Origin of the sequence: Microbacterium shimangi, assembly GCF_043556445.1 — a bacterium.
In the GTDB taxonomy this organism is placed as follows: Bacteria; Actinomycetota; Actinomycetes; order Actinomycetales; family Microbacteriaceae; genus Microbacterium.
The window spans coordinates 1,112,576-1,131,431 of sequence record NZ_JBIGII010000004.1 but is presented as its reverse complement, the minus strand read 5'-3'; the positions used below and the strand labels follow the sequence as shown (position 1 = coordinate 1,131,431).

The window sequence follows — 18,856 nt, the reverse complement described above, 5'->3', positions numbered from 1 at the left end:
ATCCCGTCTACCGCACGCTGGCAATCTCGGCGGGCACAAGATGAGGAGGCGCCGGGGCGGCGGAGGCCGTGCGGTGTCCACGTGAGATGACGACCGCTACGGCCCCCGCTATGACGCCGCCCAGCGTCGGCGCGACCAGTGACATCCACAATTGCTCGACGGCGACCTGGCCGCCGCACATGGCGGTGGCAATGGACCGGGCCGGGTTGAAAGACCCGTTCGAGACCGGAATGGCGATGAGGGCCATGAGGGTCAGCGACAACCCGATCGCCAGCGGTGCGGTGGTCGGGTTTCCGCGATGACTGGTGACGCTGAGGATGACCCCGACGAACACCGCCGTGGTCGTGACTTCGACGAGAAACGCCGACCCGAGCGAGAAGCCGCCAGGGGACAGCTGGCCCCAGCCTGTCGAAGCGAACCCGCCGGATAGGGCGTCGTTCAAGAAGGAGTCCGGGCCGCCGGCAGCGACCGCGGCGATGAGCGAGGATGCGGCGGCACCACCCAGCACTTGGGCCACCACGTAGCCACCGACCAGTCGCCAGTCGAACCGTCCTGCCACCGCGAGCCCGAGAGACACTGCAGGGTTGAAATGGCCACCGGACACGGGCCCCCACGCATACGCGCCGCCGAGCACGCTCAGGCCGAGGGCGAGCGAAACGCCCAGAATGCCGATGTTCAGCCCGCCGTCGCCGGAGTCGAACGCGGCGCTGAATATTGCCGCCCCGATGACGCCAAGGACCAGGAGGAACGTCCCGACGAACTCTGCCGCGTAGCGCAACGCGACTGCAGGTGGAGCGGGGATTTCAGTAGTCATCGCGGCGGCTCCTCAGGGGTGTCTGAGGCCGAATGTAACGACAACGCGAACTTCCGTTCTTCGACTTCCGTCGTGACGTTTTCCACGGGTTCTTCGCGAAACGCCCCAAGCCACTGTCGAACCTGCGCTCAGGCCTTGTCCGGATGCCGGTGAGAGTGAAGACCAGTGCGCTGTATCGCGAGAAGGTGCGTCGCGGTGGGGGCGACAGTGCTCAGAGCCCTGGCGCGGGAGATGAGTTCGCCGTCGAACTCGGTCGTGCGTCCCTCGTGTTGGCTGACATGCTCCCGCCAGGAACCGACTTGATAGGTCTCGACAACGACGTCTGGGTCATCCGCATCGGAGTAGACCTGCCATTCGCGAGCGCCAGTGCGAAAGCGTGTCTGTTGAACCTGCGACATCAAAGTCAGAAATTCAGTTCGTCGGTCCTGGGGGACGGTGTAGCGAATGAGGACGAGCACGGCCGCGTCATCATTGCCGTCCGCTCGCGGTTCGTCGTGGACCCCGGGGATCTCGACGATGTCTCGTCCTATGCCTGTCGTCTTGGGCAGGGGCCACAGGAGCAGTGAGAGACCACCTAGGCCGCAGAGAATCCCCGCGCCGACGACCACGAGTCCGGAATCCCAGACAGCCGCGAGCACGCCCGCGATGACGGATCCGGCCGCCGTGCACCCGTAGAGAACGAGCTGGTAGAAGGACAGGCCTCGCGTTCGCACCCAGACGGGAAGGAAGGCCTGAATGGTGCCGTTGATGGTTGCGATCACGCCGATCCACGCGAGGCCCGTGGCAACCAGCACGGGGAACGTCAACCACAACGTGGGCGAGATGACGAGAACGACGAGCCCCCCACCGAAGACGAGCGAGGACGCGAGGACGACTCCGTTGAAGGCGGCGACGCGCCGGGCCCAGGGGAGCACGAACGCGCCGATGATGGAACCTGCGCCGAGAGCAGCCAACAGGAGACCGTACCCGCTTGCGGTGAGCCCGAGGGAGTCGTTGGCAATGGTCGGAAGCAACGCCCAGAGTGCGTTTGCGGGGATGAGGAAGATCGCCAGCCGCATCAGGATGTGTCGCACGATTCGCGAGTGCAGGACATAGCGAGTACCCGCCCGGGTGGCGTCGACAAAGGGTTCATGTCGCGCCAGCGGTGGCTTGTAGGTCTTCCAGAACAGCAGTACGCCCAAGAACACGACGAAGGATGCCGCGTTGAGGAGGAAGACCGCCGCGACCCCGAACTGCGCGACGACGAGACCGGCGATAGCCGGTCCCACCGCCCGTGCGATGTTCACCCCGATCGAGGAAAGGCTTGCTGCGTCGACGAGGAGGTTCCGCGGGACGATGTCGGGCACCAGCGCCTGGAAGGCGGGGAGTTGGATGGCCGAGATGGTTCCGAGTACAAATGTCGACGCCAGCAGAATCGTTGTGGTCGTCTGACCGGTCCAGGTCAGGTAGGTCAGCGCGAGGACTACGAGGAGCTGAACCGCCTGCGAGTAGAGCAGCACAAGCCGGCGGTTGAGAAACTCGCCGATGACGCCTGAGGGGATGGCGAATATCAACACCGGTGCGGCGGAAGCCGTTTGGACCAACGCCACCAGCAAGGCGGAACTGTCTTCCTGTACCAGGAGCCACTGGGCGCCGACGGTCTGCATCCAGCTACCGATGTTGCTGATGATGGATGCGAGCCACACCAATCGGAAGATCGGAACGGCCAGCGGCGAGAACCCTGAGGCCCATTCGCGGCGGTTTCCGGTGCTTGTCGGTTTGATCTGCGGGTCAGCCATCCGCGGCTATCTCTCTGAGGATGGCGCCGATGAAGCTCACGATCTCAGCGGCGTGGGTTTGAACGACCAGGTGCGGCGCGTCAAACGCCGCCACCTCCCGACATCGCGCCCGCCGATACCCGAAGCGTTGCAGCTCGGGGTTGATCGTCAAGTCCTCCGTCGAAACCACCCCCCAGCTCGGTTTGGTACGCCAGGCCTCCCCGCTTGCACGTTCATTGAGTACGGAGACCGAGATCGGCCGTTGCGAAACAGCGAGCACGGACGCCTCATCTGCAGGTAATCCCTCGGCCAGAAGGTGTGGGAATTCTTCGGGGGCGACCGCGATCTCGGTGCCTGGTAGCCCGTCGTGGTCGTGGAACGTCGCTGCGACGAGGTATCGAGTGATCTCCGCCGCGGCGAACGAGTCCTGCATCTCGCTGATGCTCTCTCCCCTTTCGGGGGCGTACCCGGCGATGAAGAGCAGTCCCATGACGTTTGCCGCGTCTCCTGCGACCGTCACGACCGCCGCACCATAGCCATGACCGACGAGCAGGACCTGCCCATCAATGCGCTCGACGAAGGTCTTGATGTAATCGCAGTCGCTGTCGAAGCTGCGGCCGATGATGGGAGGGGCGAGAACGCGGTGTCCGGCGCCGAGCAGACGCAGAACCACCGGCCACCAGATGGATGCATCCGTGAACGCTCCGTGGACGAGGACGACCGTGATGCTTGTTGTCATGTGATTCCTCGTGGTCGTTCCATTGCGCTGCAACGAATCTAGGAACGAGTGCGGCAACAACCTTCCGACACCAGTCGGAGACGCCGTACGGGGCCGTGCGCTACTCGCCGTCCTGGCGGCGCATGCCGTCATTCCTGCCTGCTTTCTTCCTGGTCTTCACGCTCCAACAGCGGTCCCATGGTGTGACTCGATCTCGCTGGGCCTCCCTCGCAGCATTGGCTGGCGCTGGCGAATGAGCGACCCCGATCTAGGAGCGCACGCATGAAAATCAGCGATACCGTATCGGCCACCTCGCACCGGACGTTGCAGGGCATCGCTGAACAGCTCGCGGTCTCCGTCAACCGTCCGGTGGTCATCCGGGAGCAGGTCAGCTCCGAGATCGGCAGCGATGGGATGCGAACACGCCGCGCACCCGCATCCAAGGGGTTCTTCGAGGTGCCCGTTGAGAGCGAAGGCGCCGTCGTCGCCCACATCGTCTTGCCCACGAATGGACAGCCATCACTGACTGCGGCTGACTTCCAGGCCATCGATGCGGCGTCCGCCCTCGTGCGGAATTCTCTGCTCGCTGACCTCGCCGTTCACGGCACGGACCGCGAGTCAGTGCTGCGGGACCTGTTGAGCGACGACCAGATGGTTCGACGCGCGGCCTTCAGCCGTGCGGTCATGAACAGGTGGTTGCACCGCGAGCAGGGAACGGTCGTTCGCGCGCTCATCATCGACAATGCCGTGAGCGACATTCAAAGGGTCGCGTTCGCGCGGCAGCTGGCGCATCTGCGTCCCGTCCCCTCCCACTTCCTGACGCTGCGGGCCGGCATGGTGATGCTGGTCGGTCAGCCTGCAGACAGCGGCTACGAAGGCCTCATCTTCCAGGAGGCCGCCAAGCGCAGCATCCGGATCCTTGGAATCGGCTCGGCGTCGCCCTCGCGAGGCGCCGACGATCTCCGCGTCGCGGCCGACGAGGCGGCCATTGCGGCATCCCTCGCCGCTGCGCTGCCGCAGTTCCATCCGGTCGCGGACGCAAGTGAGCTGGGCGGATGGCTGCTGCTGGCTTCGGCGTCAGCGAACCCCGCGCAGTTGCACGTCATCTCCCCGGCCGCGCACGCCCTGTACTCGCGTGGTGACGAGAACCAACGTGTGACCATCGAGACGTATCTGGATGTGGGAGCGAATGTCGTGTCGGCCTGCCAGATCCTCTTCGTGCACCGGACCACTCTTTACTATCGCCTCGAGCGCATGCCCGAGGTCGTGAAGAGTGCTCTCAACGATGGCATCAAGCGCAGCACGCTGCACATGGCGTTGAAGCTCATCCGGCTCTGGGAAGCCACAGGGCGCGTCTGAACTCGCAGGCGGTGCGGACTTTCGGCGAATGTCGAAGCGCCGTCTGCGCACCGCTGGATACCGTCACCTCATGTACCGTCCAGGAGGCGCCCGATGATCATCACTCCTTTGCGCGTAGGGATTGTCGGAGGGTCCCTTGGGGGCCTCTTCACCGCGGCGCTGCTGCATCAGGCTGGCCATGAAGTGACGATCCTCGAACGGTCGCAGGTCGGGTTGGCGCGACGTGGGGCCGGGCTCGTCGGACAGCAGGACCTGTTCGACATCCTTGCCCGTTTGGACCTGACGGATGTCACAAGTTCTGGTGTCGAGGCCCGCGAACGCATCACACTAGACCGGCGGGGTGACGTGCTGTATCGCGATCCGACACCGCAGACCCAGTTCTCGTGGGACTACCTGTACGACGGGCTGCGGTCCCTCATCCCGGACAGCCGCTACCTGCTGGGAAACGCTGTCACCGCGGTTCGTTCCGAGGGTCGCGAAGCGGTTGCGTTCCTGGAGGAAGAGAGGGAGCTGACGTTCGATCTCGTCGTCGGCGCGGACGGCCTCAATTCTGTCGTCCGCGAGGCTGTCGCTCCCTTGCAATCCACTAACCGATACGTCGGATACGTGACGTGGCGGGGACTGGTCCCGGAGGACGTACTCCCGGAGACGGCGGCGGGTGTCCTCCTCGAGCGGTTCGCCTTCTACACGGCCGCGCGCGCACACATGCTGGGATACCTGGTGCCCGGGCCTGACGGCCAAACGACCCCGGGCCTTCGGCGATACAACTGGGTGTGGTACCGCTCGTTGTCCATCGCCGCTTTGGAACGCCTCATGGGCGAATGCGGGCACAGCGCCACGAGCACGTCACTCGCGCCGGGGGACCTGACCACGGATCTTCGAGAGTCCCTGGTGAAGGCGGCGGCGGCAGAGCTGCCGGAAGCGTTCGCGCAGGCGGTCGCGGCGGAGCCACAGCCCTTTCTCCAGGCGATCTACGACTACGTTCCTCCGCGGATGTCGACGAGTACTGTCGCGCTCGTCGGCGACGCTGCGGTTGTCGTCCGACCGCATACCGCGATGGGGGCAGCCAAAGCGGCGGGCGACGCCATGGCGCTGGCTGACCTCCTCAACAGAGAGCTCTCCGTCTCCGACGCGCTCGCCCAGTACAACCGAGACCGGCTTCCTGTCGGCCGATCCATCTCTCGATATGGGCAGCAGCTGGGCCACTCGCTTCCGCTATGAGCCGAACTAGGAGGACGAAATCATGGACACGACGCTGACCCACGACGCGCAACGCACACTGTTCCAGATCATTCACCACCCGACGTCGCACAACGTGAGCTGGGACGGGTTGGTTCGATTGCTCATGCAGGTGGCGGATGTCGAGAAAATACAGGACGGCGGACAGATCGTCGTCCGTCTCAATGAGGAGCGGCTCACCCTCCACCGCCCGAAAGGCACCGCCGTTCCCGAGCAGCCGCTTCTCGAGCTGCGCCGGATACTCAAGGACGCCGGTATTGCCTGACTCTCACCAATCGGGATACGGATCGAGCCGCTCTCCCGCTCGAATGCGGGGGATCTCTTTACGGAACCGGGAGAACACGAACGCTTCGCTGCTGCCCGGCCCGAGAAGCCGCAGAGCTTCTTCGACCTCAGCCATCGCTTCATCTGAGTTCCCGGCTTGGATGAGAGCGCGAATGTGGCGGCGCATCATGAGAACGACCCGCATGTCATCCTTCAGCGAGCGAGCGATACGTATGCCGATCCTGCCCGCGCGTACTGCGTCCTCGTTCCGGCCGACGGCGAGATACGAGTCGTTGAGATCGAAATACGCGCCGTACTGTGCGATGAGACTGAGGAAGCTGTCGGCATCCGGGGCAGATTGGAGTCGAGCCAGAGTGCCCTCCATCTTCTCAATGGCCGCAAGGTGCTCACCGCGCGTGTTCTGGATCATCGTCATCAGGAGCTGCGCGTTCTCCAACCCCGCCCTGTCGTTCGCGCCCGTGAAGGCGCGGATTGCGGCGTCGGCAGCCGCGGCTCCCTCGATGACCCGGCTGAGTAACCAACTCGCCCAGCCGATGTAGTAATTCGCCCAACCTTCTTGCGTGGTGTCACCGGCCCGCTGCGCCGCCGAGAGGGCTGCGTGTCCGGTCAGCACCGCGCGTTCGCGCTCTCCGGTTTCGACGATTTCGGCCCACGCGACGTATCCGAGTTGCGTGGCCTCCATCTTCGGGTCTCCCAGGTTCTGCGCGGCCGTCACGGCGAGGGAAAAGAACCTGTGCCAGTGTCCCCAGGTGACCCACACATCGGAGTACCAGTGCAGCGCATCGGCGACATCCACGACCACCTCGTCTTCGCCGAGTTCCGCCGCTTCCACATATGCCGACCACCAGTGCTCGGCGTCGGCGCGGATCCACGATGCCGCCGCATCCGCGCTGGTGAACCCGCGGCCCGCACGGCCGACCACCTGGGGGTCTCGCCGCGGCTCGTACCATGCACCCGCCCGCTCCAGGCTCCCCAGGAGCCAAGACCGGATGTGAGCCCGGCGCCGCTCCAGCTCATCGGCTCCGCTCGTCTCGCGGAGCTTGCTCAACCCGAACAAGCGCATCAGATCGTGAAGGCGATAGCGGTCGCCACCGTGCGCTTCGAGCAGCCCCAGGTCTGTCAAGTCATCCAGGCGAAACTCCACCTCCCCGTGGTCACTGGAGCGGACAGCCGCGGCCCCGAGATGCGCGTCGAAGGTCTTCCCGTCGATGAGTGATATCCATCGGAATAGAGCGGCGGTGCGAGGGTCCAGCTCCTCGTAGGAGAGGGATATGGCCGCTTCCACCGCCAAGTCGCCGGCGACCAGCAGCCGTAGTCGGCCCTCACTGGTACGAAGCCGACTCAACAGATCCTCGACGGTCCATGCGGGTCGGCTGGCGATGCGGTTACCGATGACGCGGAGGGCCAGGGGAACGTCATCGCACAGTCCGGCGATTTCGTCTAAGGCGGTGAGCTCCGTCCCTGCCTGCGGAATGAGGCGCCGGAGGAGTGTGATGCTTTCGTCGCGCTTCAGGGGTCCGAACCGCATGCGACGTACACCCTCGAGGCCGGCGAGACTGCGCCGGGATGTAACCACGATGACGTCACCGCCGCAGATGGCCAGTATGGGACGGACCTGAGCTTCGTTCGCCGCATTATCGAGGAGGACGCGAACCGGGATGACGTCGGCAGCGGCGCGCCACTGCTTCGCGGCCGCGTCGAGGTTGCCCGGTGGTTTCTGCTCGGTGCCAGGCAGTTGACGAAGCATCGCGGTGATGATCTGCAGGGGAGTGAGCGGAGAGGCGTTGAACCCGTCCAAACCCACGAAAATGGTGGGATTCGACGCTGATCGGCCGCGCGCGAGAATCTCGATTGCCCCGGTCGTCTTGCCGATGCCGGGAGCGCCGCTGATGACCAGCGCGGGGCGCTGGGATCCTCCAGGCAGTTCGCCCTCGAGGATGTCAACGGCTTCCGCAATCTCAGTGTCGCGACCGGAGAAGTCGAACACGCGGAGGGGTGTGACCGCCTGCAGTGCATCCGTCGAACCGATGGGCCGATTCTTTGAGCGCGCCGCGCGAAGGAAGGCATGTTGGGCGGCGACGTCGAGGCCGAGCCCGTCGGCAAGCGCATCGACCGTCCGACGTTGCGGGGAACTGCTCGCACCCCGTTCTAAGTCTCCGATGGTCCGGACGCTTACACCTGATTTGGCGGAGAGTGATTCGAGCGTCAGGTTCTGACCTAACCGAAGAGAACGAAGAAGCAACCCGAATGGTGACGGCTCGGTCACGACGCCCCCTTTCATTGTGGCCATCTTGGCAGGTGCGTCCTCAGGCTGCGCGGCTCGGCGCCGGCGAGGCAGCGGCCCGGCACGTCCGTCGAATCAGGCCCCGTCCGCAAGCTTGACCCGGATCGCATCCGCAAGGCCCGCTGTGCCGGCTTCGACGATGGCCCCGTCGAGGAAGAACGTCGGCGTCCCGTTCACTCCGCTGCGGATGCCGCCCTCTTCATCTGCCTTGATCCGGGCGGCGTAGGTGTTCTCCTTGGCCGCCGCTTGGAGGTCGGCGAAACTGAGACCGAGCGCCTCACAGATCTGCTGGTAGAGGTGCAGGCCCAGCTCCGCCTGGTTCTCGTAGAGCAAGTCGTGCGCCTTCCAGAACTCGCCATGCGCCGCAGCGAACTCGGCGACGAAAGCCGCATCGACGGCCTCGGGGTGGATCTCAGCGATGGGGAAGTTCCGGAAGATGAAGCGGATCTTGCCGTCGTACTCCGCGAGGAGCTGCTTCACGACGGGGAAAGCTTCGCCGCAGTAAGGGCACTGGTAATCGCCGTATTCGACGAGCGTTATCGGTGCGTCGGCGGGGCCGAAGGTGTGGTCGTGGTCGGACACGGGGACTCGAAGATGCGACATGGCTGGTCCAATCAGCTCGAGGGTGCGGTGTGGGGTTTCAGGGCATCAAGGGCATCCAGAACGCCGTCAACGCCCGGATTCACGTCGTTGGGCGACAGGTAGCTCCATGCGATGGCACCGAATTCATCGATGACGAAGAGCGCCCGCTTGCTGGTGCCCGTGTGGAAGTCGTATGCGCCGTACTGCTTGGAGACCTCGCCTTTCGGCTCGAAGTCGCTGAGTAAGTCGAATCGGAGCTCACGGTCGGCAGCGAATGCCTGGTGCGACCAGACGCCGTCGACCGAGATGCCGAGCACGACAGCCTTTTCGTCCTCGAGGAGCGATTGCGCCTCGTTGAAGACATTGAGCTCATCCCCGCAGACCGCGCTCCAGTCCGCGGGATAGAACACCAGAACCACGGGCTGTCCACGAAGGTCCGAAAGGGTAACGGTGTTCTCGGACGTGCGATGCAAGGTGAAGTTCGGCGAAGTGCTTCCTGCGCCCAGGATGTCCCTCGGATGGTGGTCGACATAACCGGTCACCGGATGCTCCCTCGTTCGCTGCGGCGCAGGTGCGCTCCGCGCGACGCTACTGGCAGACGTTCGTTGGGGCACAGGACAGATGTCGAAAGGATTCACACAGCGCAGCGGGGTCAGCCCAGCTGCATCGCCGGCCCCACAGATCTCTAATGTCCCGACGGGGTGCCGAGAGTTTGAACAAAAGTAGAAGCATCCGACATCGCGTCGGAGGTTATCGTGAACGCGCTTCCCGCTGAATCAGCGGTGGGAACGTCCGATAGTCGTCCTGAGAGCAGCTCGGAATGACACAACCTGGAGGTCGACCATGCCCTTTGTGACCACGGAAGATGGCGCGGAAATCTACTTCAAGGACTGGGGCCCGCGCGATGCCCAGCCCATCATGTTCCACCACGGTTGGCCGCTGTCGGCGGACGACTGGGACGCTCAGATGCTCTACTTCCTCGAGAAGGGGTTCCGGGTCATCGCCAGCGACCGCCGCGGCCATGGACGCTCGTCCCAGATCGAGACCGGCCATGACATGGACCACTACGCGAGCGACGCCAACGCCGTGGTCGAGTACCTCGACCTGTGGAACGCCATCCACATCGGGCACTCGACCGGCGGCGGTCAGGTGGCACGTTACGTCGCTCAGTACGGAGAGCCGCAGGGCCGCGTGGCGAAGGCCATTCTCGTCTCGTCGGTTCCCCCGCTCATGGTGCAGACCGAATCGAACCCCGAGGGAGAGCCCATGTCGGTGTTCGACGGCTTCCGAAGCGCACTGGCCGCCAACCGGGCCGAGTTCTACCAGGCCGTGGCTTCCGGGCCGTTCTACGGCTTCAACCGCCCCGGCGCGAAGGTATCCGAGCCCGTCATCGCCAACTGGTGGCGTCAGGGCATGACGGGAAGCGCCCAGGCGCATTACCTCGGAATCGCGGCGTTCGCCGAAACCGACCAGACAGACGATCTGCTGGCCATCTCGGTTCCGGTGCTGGTCACCCAGGGTGATGATGACCAGGTGGTTCCCTACAAGAACGCATCCCTCAAGCAGCACGAGCTCCTCAGCAACTCCACCCTCAAGATCTACGAGGGCTACCCGCACGGCATGCTCACCATCCACGCGGACGTCATCAACCCGGACCTTCTCGCGTTCATTCAGCAGTAACCGCTTACGGCGCAGCCGAGCAGACGGCGCCCTCAGGATCTCCCCGAGGGCGCCGTCTGAGTACGCGGATTCATTCGCTGATGAACGGCTCGCATGCTCTGGTGGCAGAGGAACAGTGGCACGACGGCGGCGCGGGAAGCGAAGATGACGCCCGAGGGTCAGCAGTTCGGCACGATCGACGTACGCAGGCGCGGTGGCGAGATCGTCTACCGCGCCCGGCTCGGCGAAGAGGTACTGGGTTACGCCAACTCCTTGAAGCTGGCGGCCCACCGGACGTACATGACCCACCTCCAGCGCGGTGCGAACCGCAATGGTCCGCCGAACGGTCTCGCCGGGTAGCGCCGTCGACGAGCGCGAACGGGTGAGGTTCTGAGCGCGGTTCAGAAGGCCGCTCTGGGAACAAACGTCATGTCGCCGGGCACCGCGGAATGCCGGTTGCGGGGTCATCGCCGATCGCTGTACCCGACACCGCGGCGACAGTGCGCACAGCGGCGTCCCAGTAGCGCGCGTAGTGCGACGGGTCGGCGTTGACCTGTGTGGTGTGCGCGACGATCGTGGGCTCGAGGGCGGCGCGGTCGGGGACGCGCGCGGCCATCGCTCGGTAGAACAGGGTCGCCGCGGTGTACGGGTCGAGGCGCTCCTCGCGCGTACCCCAGTTGTTCTGCTGTTGAAAGAGTCCGATCGACGTCGTCCGTGACCCGTCGGGGTTGGTGACCCCGCTCGACTCCCAGTCCCCGTAGTCGATGTTCCGCAGCGACGATTCGCCCATGGCAGTCATCACAGCGATCGTCTGATCACGGCCGTCGAAGCCGAGATCGCGCCCCGCGATCAGGATCGTGCAGGCATTGGCGAGCTGCTCCACGCCGTACCCGGCGATGTGGGGTCCGACCGGCGCCACCGGTTCGGGCGGTGACACGGGGCCGGCGTCGAAGACGGGCGAGTCGAGCGCATCATCGAAGGCTGCGGACAGCGAGGTCAGGGCGTAGTTGCCGCCCCAGATGAGCGTGACGCCGAGGAGGAGCGGCACGGCGACGCCGGCGGTGATCAGCCAGGCACGCCGGGTGCGCCGGCGCTTCGCACGGCGTGCGCGCGCTCGACGCGCGTCGGAAGCGGTGGGTTTCCTGGCACCGCGCCGCGCCGGTTTCGATCGGGGTTTTGGCCGCTGAGCGGGAGGACGTGCGTGCACGCGTTCCCCTCCGGTCTGTCTGTGGGCGGCGCGAAGCCAGCGTAGAGGGAACGGCTGGTCTCGCGCCGAGAGTCTGAGGGGCGACTCCGACCTCGAACTCGGGCGCCGCCCGATCGCGCACTATCCTCGCGACGAAGCGAACTCGTCCGATACGTTCGGACGATGTCGCCGCTCGATCCCACGCCCTTTCTCATCGTCTCCATCGCCGTGTATCTGCTCGGCTTCATCGTCGGGTGCTTGATACTCTTCCTCGTCATCCGCACGGCTGTCCTCGGTGCGATGAAGGCTCACACCCGATGGGTGGACGCCGGCAAGCAGTAGCCCGGCACCCGGGCGTACCGTGGAGCCATGACCGAACTCGCGCCCACCATCGCCCTGAACGACGGCCACCAGATCCCCGCCCTCGGGTTCGGGACCTACCCCCTGCGCGGGGAGGAGGGCGTCGAGGCCGTCGCCTCCGCCATCCGCACGGGCTACCGGTCGCTCGACACCGCCTTCAACTACGACAACGAAGGTGCCGTGGGCGAGGGGATCCGCCGCTCCGGTCTCGCCCGCGAGGAGTTGTTCGTCACCTCGAAGCTTCCGGGTCGCTACCAGGGCGAGCCGACGGTGGCCACCGTGCGGGAGTCGCTCTGGCGACTCGGCCTGGACTACCTCGACCTGTACCTCATCCACTGGCCGAACCCCAGCGTGGGGGAGTACGTGCGTTCGTGGGAGAACCTCGTGACCGCGCGCGATCTGGGACTCGTCCGCTCGATCGGCGTCAGCAACTTCACCGAGCGTCACCTCGCCGACATCATCGACGCGACCGGCGTGACTCCGGCGGTGAACCAGATCGAGCTGCACCCGTACTTCCCCCAGGTGGAGCAGAGAGCCGTGAACGCGCGCCTGGGTATCGTGACCGAGGCGTGGAGCCCCCTCGGAAAAGGCAGCGCGCCCTACGAAGAAGCACCCGTCGTGGCGGCAGCGGCTGCCCACCGGGTGACGCCCGCGCAAGTGATCCTGCGCTGGCACGTGCAGCTCGGCAGCGTTCCCATCCCGAAGAGCGCGACCCCATCGCGTCAGGCCGAGAACCTCGACGTCTTCGGGTTCGCGCTCGACGATGCCGAGATGGCAGCGATCACCGCACTGGGCCGACCCGACGGACGCCTCTTCGGCGGTGACCCCGACACCCACGAGGAGCAGTAGGGCCGCGCCCCGTCAGGAGCCTGCGATCCGCCGCGCCAGGTACGGAGCCGTGCGGCTGGCGGAGTTTGCCGCCACCGAAGTCGGGGTTCCCTCGGCGACGATGCGTCCTCCGGCGTCGCCACCCGCCGGACCCATGTCGATGACCCAGTCGGCTGCGGCGACGACGTCCATGTCGTGCTCGACCACCACCACGGTGTTGCCGGCATCGACCAGCGCTTGCAACTGCGTGAGCAGCAACCGCACGTCGGCGGGGTGAAGCCCGGTCGTCGGTTCATCGAGCAGGTACAGAGTGTGGCCGCGCCGCGCGCGCTGCAGCTCTGTCGCGAGCTTGATGCGCTGCGCCTCCCCACCCGACAGCTCGGTCGCCGGCTGCCCGAGTCGCAGGTAGCCGAGCCCTACGTCGCGCAGGGTGCGGAGGCTTCGGGATGCTGCGGGCACGGCCTCGAGGAACCCCGCCGCCTCATCGACGGTGAGCGAAAGCACCTCGGCGACGTTCTTGCCCCGGTAGGTGACGTCGAGCGTCTCTGCGTTGTAGCGCGAACCGTCGCAGGTGGGGCAGCGACCGTAACTGCCGGGGAGGAAGAGCAGCTCGACGGAGACGTAGCCCTCGCCCAGACAGGTCTCGCAGCGGCCACCGGCGACATTGAACGAGAACCGGCCGGCGGTGTACCCGCGCTCGCGAGCGAGGTCGGTCTCGGCGAACAGCGACCGCACCGCGTCGAAGAGGCCGGTGTAGGTCGCCAGGTTCGATCGCGGTGTGCGTCCGATCGGCTTCTGATCCACCCGGACGAGCCGGTCGATGTGCTCGAGGCCCGTCGCTCGTCGAACGACGACGGTGTCGACGGACGCATCGGGCAGGGTCGCCTCGGTGAGCTCGGGCGCGCGCGTCGCCGGTGCGGCATCGGCGCCCTCGTCATCTCCCTCGCCACTGCTGACGCCGCTCACGGCACCCCGGAGGTGCCCGTCGACCAGGTCGCTCAGGACGCGACCGACCAGGGTCGACTTGCCCGATCCGGAGACGCCCGTGACCGCGACCAGCGTCCCCAGCGGGATGGCCGTGTCGACGTCGGCGAGGTTGTGCAGTGAGACACCTTCCAGTGCCAGCCAACCCGAGGGGGATCGCGCCTCACGTGTCTCGACAGGCGCCTCGTCGAGATCAGGGAAGAGGAACGGGCGTGTCACCGACCCGGCGACGTCGGCGAGGCCGACCACCGGTCCGCTGTACAGCACCTCACCGCCCCCTTCGCCGGCTCCCGGTCCGACGTCGACGATCCAGTCGGCACCGCGGACGACGTCCATGTTGTGCTCGACGACGAAGACCGAGTTACCCGAAGCCGTGAGCTGCTCCAAGACGTCGAGCAGCGGCTCGGCGTCTGCGGGGTGGAGGCCGGCCGACGGCTCGTCGAGCACGTAGACCACCCCGAACAGGCCGGAGCGCAGTTGCGTCGCGAGCCTCAGTCGCTGCATCTCTCCCGGGGAGAGCGTGGTCGTCACGCGACCGAGGCCGAGGTAACCGAGTCCCAGGTCGGTGAGCACCTGGATGCGGGCGAGCAGGTCGGTGGTCAGCGCGACGGCGACGTCGGTGCGCTCGCCGGAGGCGGCCGTCGGGAGCGCCTGAGCCGCATCTTCGAGCTCGGTCGTGGGGCGGAGGATCTCGGCGAGCTCACTCATCGGCAGGGCGTTCAGCTCGGCGATCGTGCGGCCGGCGAAGGTGACCGCGAGCGCCTCTCGCCGCAGTCCGGAGCCCTTGCAGAGAGGGCAGACGCCCGTGCGGACGAACGCCAAGACGCGGTCGCGCATCGTGGCGCTCTTCGAATCGGAGAGCGTGTGGAAGACGTACTTCTTCGCGCTCCAGAACATCCCCTTGTAGGGCTTCGCGACGCGGTCGCGCTGCGGGGTGATCTCCACGACGGGTTGCTCGTCGGTGTAGAGGAGCCACTCCCGATCCGCGGGGTCGAGATCGCGCCAGGGCCGGTCGACGTCGTATCCGAGGGCGATGGTGATGTCGCGCAGGTTCTTCGCCTGCCAGGCGCCGGGCCAGGCGGCGACGGCGCCATCGCGGATGCTGAGCGACGGGTCGGGTACCAGGGTCTCCTCGGTGACGGTGTGTGCGACGCCGACGCCGTGGCATTCGGGACACGCCCCCGCCGCCGTGTTGGGGGAGAACGCATCGGAGTCGAGCCGCGTCGTGAAGCCCTCGGGGAACGTGCCCGCGCGGGAGAACAGCATCCGCAACGAATTGGAGAGCGTCGTGACCGTTCCGACGCTGGAGCGAGAGCTCGGTGCGCCGCGTCGCTGCTGCAGGGCCACGGCCGGGGGGAGCCCCGAGATGGATTCGACGTGCGGGTTGTGGCCCTGTTGGATCAGTCGGCGCGCGTAGGGTGCGACGGACTCCAGATAGCGGCGCTGCGCCTCGGTGAAGATGGTGCCGAACGCGAGCGACGATTTGCCCGAACCCGACACCCCGGTGAAGGCGACGATCGCGTCGCGCGGCACGTCGACATCGACGTTGCGGAGGTTGTTCTCCTGGGCTCCGCGCACACGGACGAAGGCGTCGGGGGTCGTGCGAGGGTTTTCGGGCATCGGGCCAGCCTATTCGTCGAGCGAACTCCGAGAGCTGCGAACCTCCACGCCGAATCCGCCGCCGATAGGGTGAGGCGCGTGATCGCCACCACACGCCCCGCTGCGTTTTCTCGAGGAACCCGCTCGTGACCGACGTCGTCCTGGTCTCGGGGGGAGCAGCCGTCACGCCATTCACAACCCCGGATGTTGCCGCCGACTCGGGGCTCGCCGCGGGCAACTCGGTGACCGCGCTCCGCGCCCACCTCCTCGCTCAGGGCGTGCGCGTCTTCACGGCACCGGCGCGCATCGGAGCGGGCACGGTGACAGAAGACCCCGGCTGGCAGGGGTTCGCCGGGGTCCCCCTGGTGCTCCCCGCCGAGCTCACGATCAACGCGGTCGGGACGATCGATCGCGCCGGTGAGGCTCTCGCCGCGTTCATGGATCATCTCGCCGAGCGCTACGACGTGTCGGAGGCCGTGCTCGTGGGCCACTCGATGGGGGGCCTGTTCTCGCGGGCGGCGATCGCCCGACTGGCGTCGTCGCCATCGGTCTCGATCCGCGGGCTCGTCACCCTCGGCACCCCGTGGACCGGTTCGCTGCTCGGCGATTACCTCACCGGCGCGATCACCGGTGCCGACGCTCACGGCGACGCGTTCACGTCGAGCGTGTTGACCGGGTCGGAGAAGTACGCGAGCGACAACTCGCAGGGCGCGGCTGACGAGGTCTCGGTCACGTACCTCGGCGGCCCCGAGGGGTGGAACTCCCGCCACGCGGGCCAGCTCGACAGCATCCCTGTCACGGTGATCGCCGGCGACCACTTCGCCGCGCACGATCAGCCGACCGCGCTCTGGCCCCACGACGGTCTCGTCGCCCTTCGGAGTGCCTCGGCCACCGACGTACCGGCCGCGGTGCTTCCCACGCCACAACGCCTCGTGCTCCCCGACGTGCACAGCATCTTCTTCGCCGACGCGGCCGGCCTTCCGTGGGAGAGAGCGCTCACGTGGGACCCCGACGCGCTCGCCGCCGTGGCTGCCGCCGTCGCCGCGAGCGCCAACCGCGAGGAAGGCCCACGGTGAGCGACCCGACTCGGAGCTTCGACGATCTGTGGCATCGCGCGGCGCTGCGGGTCGGGACCCTGTTCGGCATTCTGATCATCGTCACGGTGACGGTCGGTGCCATCGGATCCTGGGCCTTCGCACCGGCCGTCGGCTGGATCGCTGCGTGCGGAATGTTCCTCGTCTGGGAGTGGATCACCGTTCTCCGGCTCGGACCCGCTGACACGGCGAGCCACGCGACACGGGAAGATCCCACCCGAACCGTCGCCCAGACGCTGCTGATCCTCGCGAGCATCGCCAGCTTCGGGGCGATCGCGCTGGTGCTGGCCGAGTCGGGCTCCGTCTCCGGCGCGGACAAGTTCGGCCTGGTGGGCATCGCTCTGCTCACGGTCGCGGCATCGTGGTGCCTCGTCCACGTGCTCTTCACGCTGAGGTACGCGGCGATCTATTACCGCGACGGCGGTGAGGGAATCGATTTCAATCAGACGGCACCACCGCAGTACCGCGACTTCGCCTACTTCGCGTTCACCCTCGGCATGACGTACCAGGTGTCGGACACGAACGTGACGAGCAGCGCGCTCCGTCGAGAGGTGCTCCGTCACGCGCTGCTGTCGTTCGTGCTGGGGGTCGTGGTGCTCGCAGCGACGATCAACCTGGTGGCGGCGCTCGTCGCGTGAGGAGCGGTCTCGTGTCGAGCCCGCGGGAGCCTCAGAGGTGGCGAGGGCCGGACGGCGCGTCTGCTCGCGCGGAGTCGCGAGGAGGATCGCTCGGTTCCGCCGTGGGTGCCGGCTGCTGCGCGTCGCCGTGTTCGGTGATCTCCACCGCGACGGACGAATGGCGGGTCACCACGGCGCCGGGCTCGGGGCGCTGCGACGTGATGGAGAAGAGCCCCGGCCAGGCGAGCGCACCCACGGGAGGGCCGTCGGGGTCGGGGTTCGCCAGGGTCACCCCGTGTTCCCGGGCGAGGTCTCGCCCGACGTGGAAGGGCAGCCCCACGACGTTCGGCACGGTCACGAGATCGCCGACCTGTTCGCTCATGACGACGACGCTACGGGCGCCGGCCCGCGGGCGCCAGGCCCTCACTCCAGATCGGCGGGCGGGCGGAAGGAAACCACCGCCGAGATGATCGTGTGGGTGAGAAAGCCAGCCCCGGCGACGACCGCCGCCCACAGGATGGGGTATCCCGCTAGCGCACCCAGCACGCCGGCGAGCCCGAAGCCGAGGCTGAAGACCGCGCCGATCGCGTAATTCACCGCCGTGAGGCGCGGCTGCCCATTCGCGCTGAGCCATTCGTCTCGACGACGATCGGGGGTGCGGAGTCTCCAGAGCGTGACGATGGGGAGCGCCGCAGCGAGGAATGCCGCGAGGACGACGACGATCGTCGTCGCGATCTGCCCGCCCGTCCCCATGGCAGCGACGCTCTCAGCGCCGGGTGGCGGTGTAGACGGTGTTCGACGACGTGCCGCCGGTGAGGCGGTTGTCGAAGGACACGACGTGGGCCACGGTGTCGTCGAACACCGACGCCAGCGTGGTCATGAAGTCCTCGTCCGGCGGATCGTCCGACCACAGGGCGAAGACTCCGCGGTCGGCGAGGTGCCGAGCCAGGGCTTCGAGGCCGGCCGCCGTGTAGAGGTCGGCGTGACTCGGATCGAGCGTGTGGCGGGGCGAGTGATCGACGTCGAGCAGGATGACGTCGTATCGCGCCCCATCGGGCTCCGGAGCACTGCGCATCACGGCGAAGAAGTCGTCGTGGATCAGGGTGGTCCGGGGGTCCTGCACGAGCTCGGCGGAGACGGGCAGCAGCATCCGCTCGTGCCACCCGATCACCGCGGGAAGCGCATCGATGACGTGCAGCTTTCGCACCCGATCGTCGTGCAGAGCCGTCGCGGCCGTGTAGCCGAGGCCGAGTCCGCCCACGAGCACGTCGAGGTCGTCGGCGTCGGTGGCCGCGAGGCCGAGCGTCGCGAGCTCTCCTTCGGCCACGGTGAACAGGCTCGACATGAGGTACTCGTCTTTGAGCTTCACCTCGTAGATCAGCTCACCGGTCGCGGGGTCGGCACGGCGGCGGAGGGTCAGCTCGCCCATCCGCGTCTCTTGCCAGTCGAGTTCCTCGAATCGGGCGATCATGCGGGGCTCTCGTTCTTCGG

20 protein-coding genes are annotated in these 18,856 nt (G+C 66.7%); 9 read left to right on the top strand and 11 right to left on the bottom strand.

What is annotated here, in order from left to right:
* Positions 1 to 7: 7 nt before the first annotated feature.
* From ACFXQA_RS12455 to ACFXQA_RS12445, 3 genes are all read right to left on the bottom strand, one after another.
* Positions 8 to 814 (bottom strand): aquaporin, encoded by an 807-nt coding sequence (locus ACFXQA_RS12455; protein WP_394520164.1) that lies wholly within the window; start codon positions 812 to 814, stop codon positions 8 to 10.
* 128 nt (positions 815 to 942) lie between these two features.
* Entirely contained in the window at positions 943 to 2,592 is a 1,650-nt protein-coding gene (locus tag ACFXQA_RS12450) for an MFS transporter (RefSeq protein WP_394520163.1), read from the bottom strand.
* Entirely contained in the window at positions 2,585 to 3,310 is a 726-nt protein-coding gene (locus ACFXQA_RS12445; protein WP_394520233.1) for an alpha/beta hydrolase, read from the bottom strand. The genes ACFXQA_RS12450 and ACFXQA_RS12445 overlap by 8 nt, the downstream gene beginning before the upstream one ends.
* A gap of 261 nt (positions 3,311 to 3,571) precedes the next feature.
* Between ACFXQA_RS12445 and ACFXQA_RS12440 the strand changes: the two genes are divergently transcribed.
* From ACFXQA_RS12440 to ACFXQA_RS12430, 3 genes are all read left to right on the top strand, one after another.
* Positions 3,572 to 4,648: a helix-turn-helix domain-containing protein gene (locus ACFXQA_RS12440; protein WP_394520162.1), complete on the top strand. Its 1,077-nt coding sequence runs from the start codon at positions 3,572 to 3,574 to the stop codon at positions 4,646 to 4,648.
* 93 nt (positions 4,649 to 4,741) lie between these two features.
* Positions 4,742 to 5,869, top strand: coding sequence for an FAD binding domain-containing protein (locus ACFXQA_RS12435; protein ID WP_394520161.1), 1,128 nt, complete (start codon positions 4,742 to 4,744; stop codon positions 5,867 to 5,869).
* Between the two features lie 22 nt (positions 5,870 to 5,891).
* Positions 5,892 to 6,152, top strand: coding sequence for a hypothetical protein (locus tag ACFXQA_RS12430; protein WP_394520160.1), 261 nt, complete (start codon positions 5,892 to 5,894; stop codon positions 6,150 to 6,152).
* Between the two features lie 3 nt (positions 6,153 to 6,155).
* Here ACFXQA_RS12430 and ACFXQA_RS12425 read toward each other — a convergent pair whose 3' ends face one another.
* From ACFXQA_RS12425 to ACFXQA_RS12415, 3 genes are all read right to left on the bottom strand, one after another.
* Positions 6,156 to 8,438: a helix-turn-helix domain-containing protein gene (locus ACFXQA_RS12425; protein WP_394520159.1), complete on the bottom strand. Its 2,283-nt coding sequence runs from the start codon at positions 8,436 to 8,438 to the stop codon at positions 6,156 to 6,158.
* Positions 8,439 to 8,531: 93 nt separating this feature from the next.
* The gene (locus ACFXQA_RS12420) at positions 8,532 to 9,038 is read right to left on the bottom strand and encodes a DsbA family protein (protein ID WP_394520158.1); all 507 of its coding nucleotides are present in this window, start codon (positions 9,036 to 9,038) and stop codon (positions 8,532 to 8,534) included.
* A 32-nt stretch (positions 9,039 to 9,070) separates the two neighbouring features.
* The gene (locus ACFXQA_RS12415; RefSeq protein ID WP_394520157.1) at positions 9,071 to 9,580 is read right to left on the bottom strand and encodes a redoxin domain-containing protein; all 510 of its coding nucleotides are present in this window, start codon (positions 9,578 to 9,580) and stop codon (positions 9,071 to 9,073) included.
* A 301-nt stretch (positions 9,581 to 9,881) separates the two neighbouring features.
* Here ACFXQA_RS12415 and ACFXQA_RS12410 point away from each other — a divergent pair, with 301 nt between their 5' ends.
* Positions 9,882 to 10,718, top strand: a complete 837-nt coding sequence (locus tag ACFXQA_RS12410; protein ID WP_394520156.1) for an alpha/beta fold hydrolase — start codon at positions 9,882 to 9,884, stop codon at positions 10,716 to 10,718.
* A 144-nt stretch (positions 10,719 to 10,862) separates the two neighbouring features.
* Positions 10,863 to 11,057 (top strand): hypothetical protein, encoded by a 195-nt coding sequence (locus tag ACFXQA_RS12405; protein WP_394520154.1) that lies wholly within the window; start codon positions 10,863 to 10,865, stop codon positions 11,055 to 11,057.
* A 67-nt stretch (positions 11,058 to 11,124) separates the two neighbouring features.
* Here ACFXQA_RS12405 and ACFXQA_RS12400 read toward each other — a convergent pair whose 3' ends face one another.
* Positions 11,125 to 11,745 (bottom strand): peptidase M23, encoded by a 621-nt coding sequence (locus tag ACFXQA_RS12400; protein WP_394520153.1) that lies wholly within the window; start codon positions 11,743 to 11,745, stop codon positions 11,125 to 11,127.
* A 321-nt stretch (positions 11,746 to 12,066) separates the two neighbouring features.
* On the opposite strand from ACFXQA_RS12400, the gene ACFXQA_RS12395 reads away from it, so the two are divergent.
* Entirely contained in the window at positions 12,067 to 12,225 is a 159-nt protein-coding gene (locus tag ACFXQA_RS12395; protein WP_394520152.1) for a hypothetical protein, read from the top strand.
* Between the two features lie 27 nt (positions 12,226 to 12,252).
* Entirely contained in the window at positions 12,253 to 13,092 is an 840-nt protein-coding gene (locus ACFXQA_RS12390; RefSeq protein WP_394520150.1) for an aldo/keto reductase, read from the top strand.
* Positions 13,093 to 13,104: 12 nt separating this feature from the next.
* On the opposite strand, the gene ACFXQA_RS12385 is transcribed toward ACFXQA_RS12390, so the two are convergent.
* A complete protein-coding gene (locus ACFXQA_RS12385) occupies positions 13,105 to 15,675 on the bottom strand; it encodes an excinuclease ABC subunit UvrA (protein ID WP_394520149.1) in 2,571 nt (856 codons plus the stop codon).
* A 125-nt stretch (positions 15,676 to 15,800) separates the two neighbouring features.
* Here ACFXQA_RS12385 and ACFXQA_RS12380 point away from each other — a divergent pair, with 125 nt between their 5' ends.
* Positions 15,801 to 16,730 carry a lipase family alpha/beta hydrolase gene (locus ACFXQA_RS12380; RefSeq protein ID WP_394520147.1) on the top strand — a complete coding sequence of 310 codons (930 nt, stop codon included), beginning with the start codon at positions 15,801 to 15,803 and terminating at the stop codon, positions 16,728 to 16,730.
* Positions 16,727 to 17,386 (top strand): DUF1345 domain-containing protein, encoded by a 660-nt coding sequence (locus ACFXQA_RS12375; protein WP_394520146.1) that lies wholly within the window; start codon positions 16,727 to 16,729, stop codon positions 17,384 to 17,386. Before ACFXQA_RS12380 ends, ACFXQA_RS12375 begins: the two co-directional genes overlap by 4 nt.
* Before the next feature lie 31 nt (positions 17,387 to 17,417).
* Here ACFXQA_RS12375 and ACFXQA_RS12370 read toward each other — a convergent pair whose 3' ends face one another.
* Genes ACFXQA_RS12370 through ACFXQA_RS12360 form a run of 3 tightly spaced genes read right to left on the bottom strand, consistent with a single transcriptional unit; the run spans position 17,418 to position 18,836 of the window.
* Positions 17,418 to 17,747: a PASTA domain-containing protein gene (locus ACFXQA_RS12370; RefSeq protein ID WP_394520145.1), complete on the bottom strand. Its 330-nt coding sequence runs from the start codon at positions 17,745 to 17,747 to the stop codon at positions 17,418 to 17,420.
* A gap of 41 nt (positions 17,748 to 17,788) precedes the next feature.
* The gene (locus ACFXQA_RS12365) at positions 17,789 to 18,118 is read right to left on the bottom strand and encodes a hypothetical protein (RefSeq protein ID WP_394520144.1); all 330 of its coding nucleotides are present in this window, start codon (positions 18,116 to 18,118) and stop codon (positions 17,789 to 17,791) included.
* A 13-nt stretch (positions 18,119 to 18,131) separates the two neighbouring features.
* Positions 18,132 to 18,836: a spermidine synthase gene (locus tag ACFXQA_RS12360; protein WP_394520143.1), complete on the bottom strand. Its 705-nt coding sequence runs from the start codon at positions 18,834 to 18,836 to the stop codon at positions 18,132 to 18,134.
* Positions 18,837 to 18,856 lie beyond the last annotated feature (20 nt).

What these genes read in the sequence shown, in the direction of transcription:
- ACFXQA_RS12450 (WP_394520163.1), bottom strand. Translation starts at nt 2,592, where the DNA reads ATGGCTGACCCGCAGATCAAACCGACAAGCACCGGAAACCGCCGCGAA.
- ACFXQA_RS12445 (WP_394520233.1), bottom strand. Translation starts at nt 3,310, where the DNA reads ATGACAACAAGCATCACGGTCGTCCTCGTCCACGGAGCGTTCACGGAT.
- ACFXQA_RS12455 (WP_394520164.1), bottom strand. Translation starts at nt 814, where the DNA reads ATGACTACTGAAATCCCCGCTCCACCTGCAGTCGCGTTGCGCTACGCG.
- ACFXQA_RS12385 (WP_394520149.1), bottom strand. Translation starts at nt 15,675, where the DNA reads ATGCCCGAAAACCCTCGCACGACCCCCGACGCCTTCGTCCGTGTGCGC.
- ACFXQA_RS12440 (WP_394520162.1), top strand. Translation starts at nt 3,572, where the DNA reads ATGAAAATCAGCGATACCGTATCGGCCACCTCGCACCGGACGTTGCAG.
- ACFXQA_RS12430 (WP_394520160.1), top strand. Translation starts at nt 5,892, where the DNA reads ATGGACACGACGCTGACCCACGACGCGCAACGCACACTGTTCCAGATC.
- ACFXQA_RS12395 (WP_394520152.1), top strand. Translation starts at nt 12,067, where the DNA reads ATGTCGCCGCTCGATCCCACGCCCTTTCTCATCGTCTCCATCGCCGTG.
- ACFXQA_RS12390 (WP_394520150.1), top strand. Translation starts at nt 12,253, where the DNA reads ATGACCGAACTCGCGCCCACCATCGCCCTGAACGACGGCCACCAGATC.
- ACFXQA_RS12360 (WP_394520143.1), bottom strand. Translation starts at nt 18,836, where the DNA reads ATGATCGCCCGATTCGAGGAACTCGACTGGCAAGAGACGCGGATGGGC.
- ACFXQA_RS12410 (WP_394520156.1), top strand. Translation starts at nt 9,882, where the DNA reads ATGCCCTTTGTGACCACGGAAGATGGCGCGGAAATCTACTTCAAGGAC.
- ACFXQA_RS12405 (WP_394520154.1), top strand. Translation starts at nt 10,863, where the DNA reads ATGACGCCCGAGGGTCAGCAGTTCGGCACGATCGACGTACGCAGGCGC.
- ACFXQA_RS12435 (WP_394520161.1), top strand. Translation starts at nt 4,742, where the DNA reads ATGATCATCACTCCTTTGCGCGTAGGGATTGTCGGAGGGTCCCTTGGG.
- ACFXQA_RS12370 (WP_394520145.1), bottom strand. Translation starts at nt 17,747, where the DNA reads ATGAGCGAACAGGTCGGCGATCTCGTGACCGTGCCGAACGTCGTGGGG.
- ACFXQA_RS12365 (WP_394520144.1), bottom strand. Translation starts at nt 18,118, where the DNA reads ATGGGGACGGGCGGGCAGATCGCGACGACGATCGTCGTCGTCCTCGCG.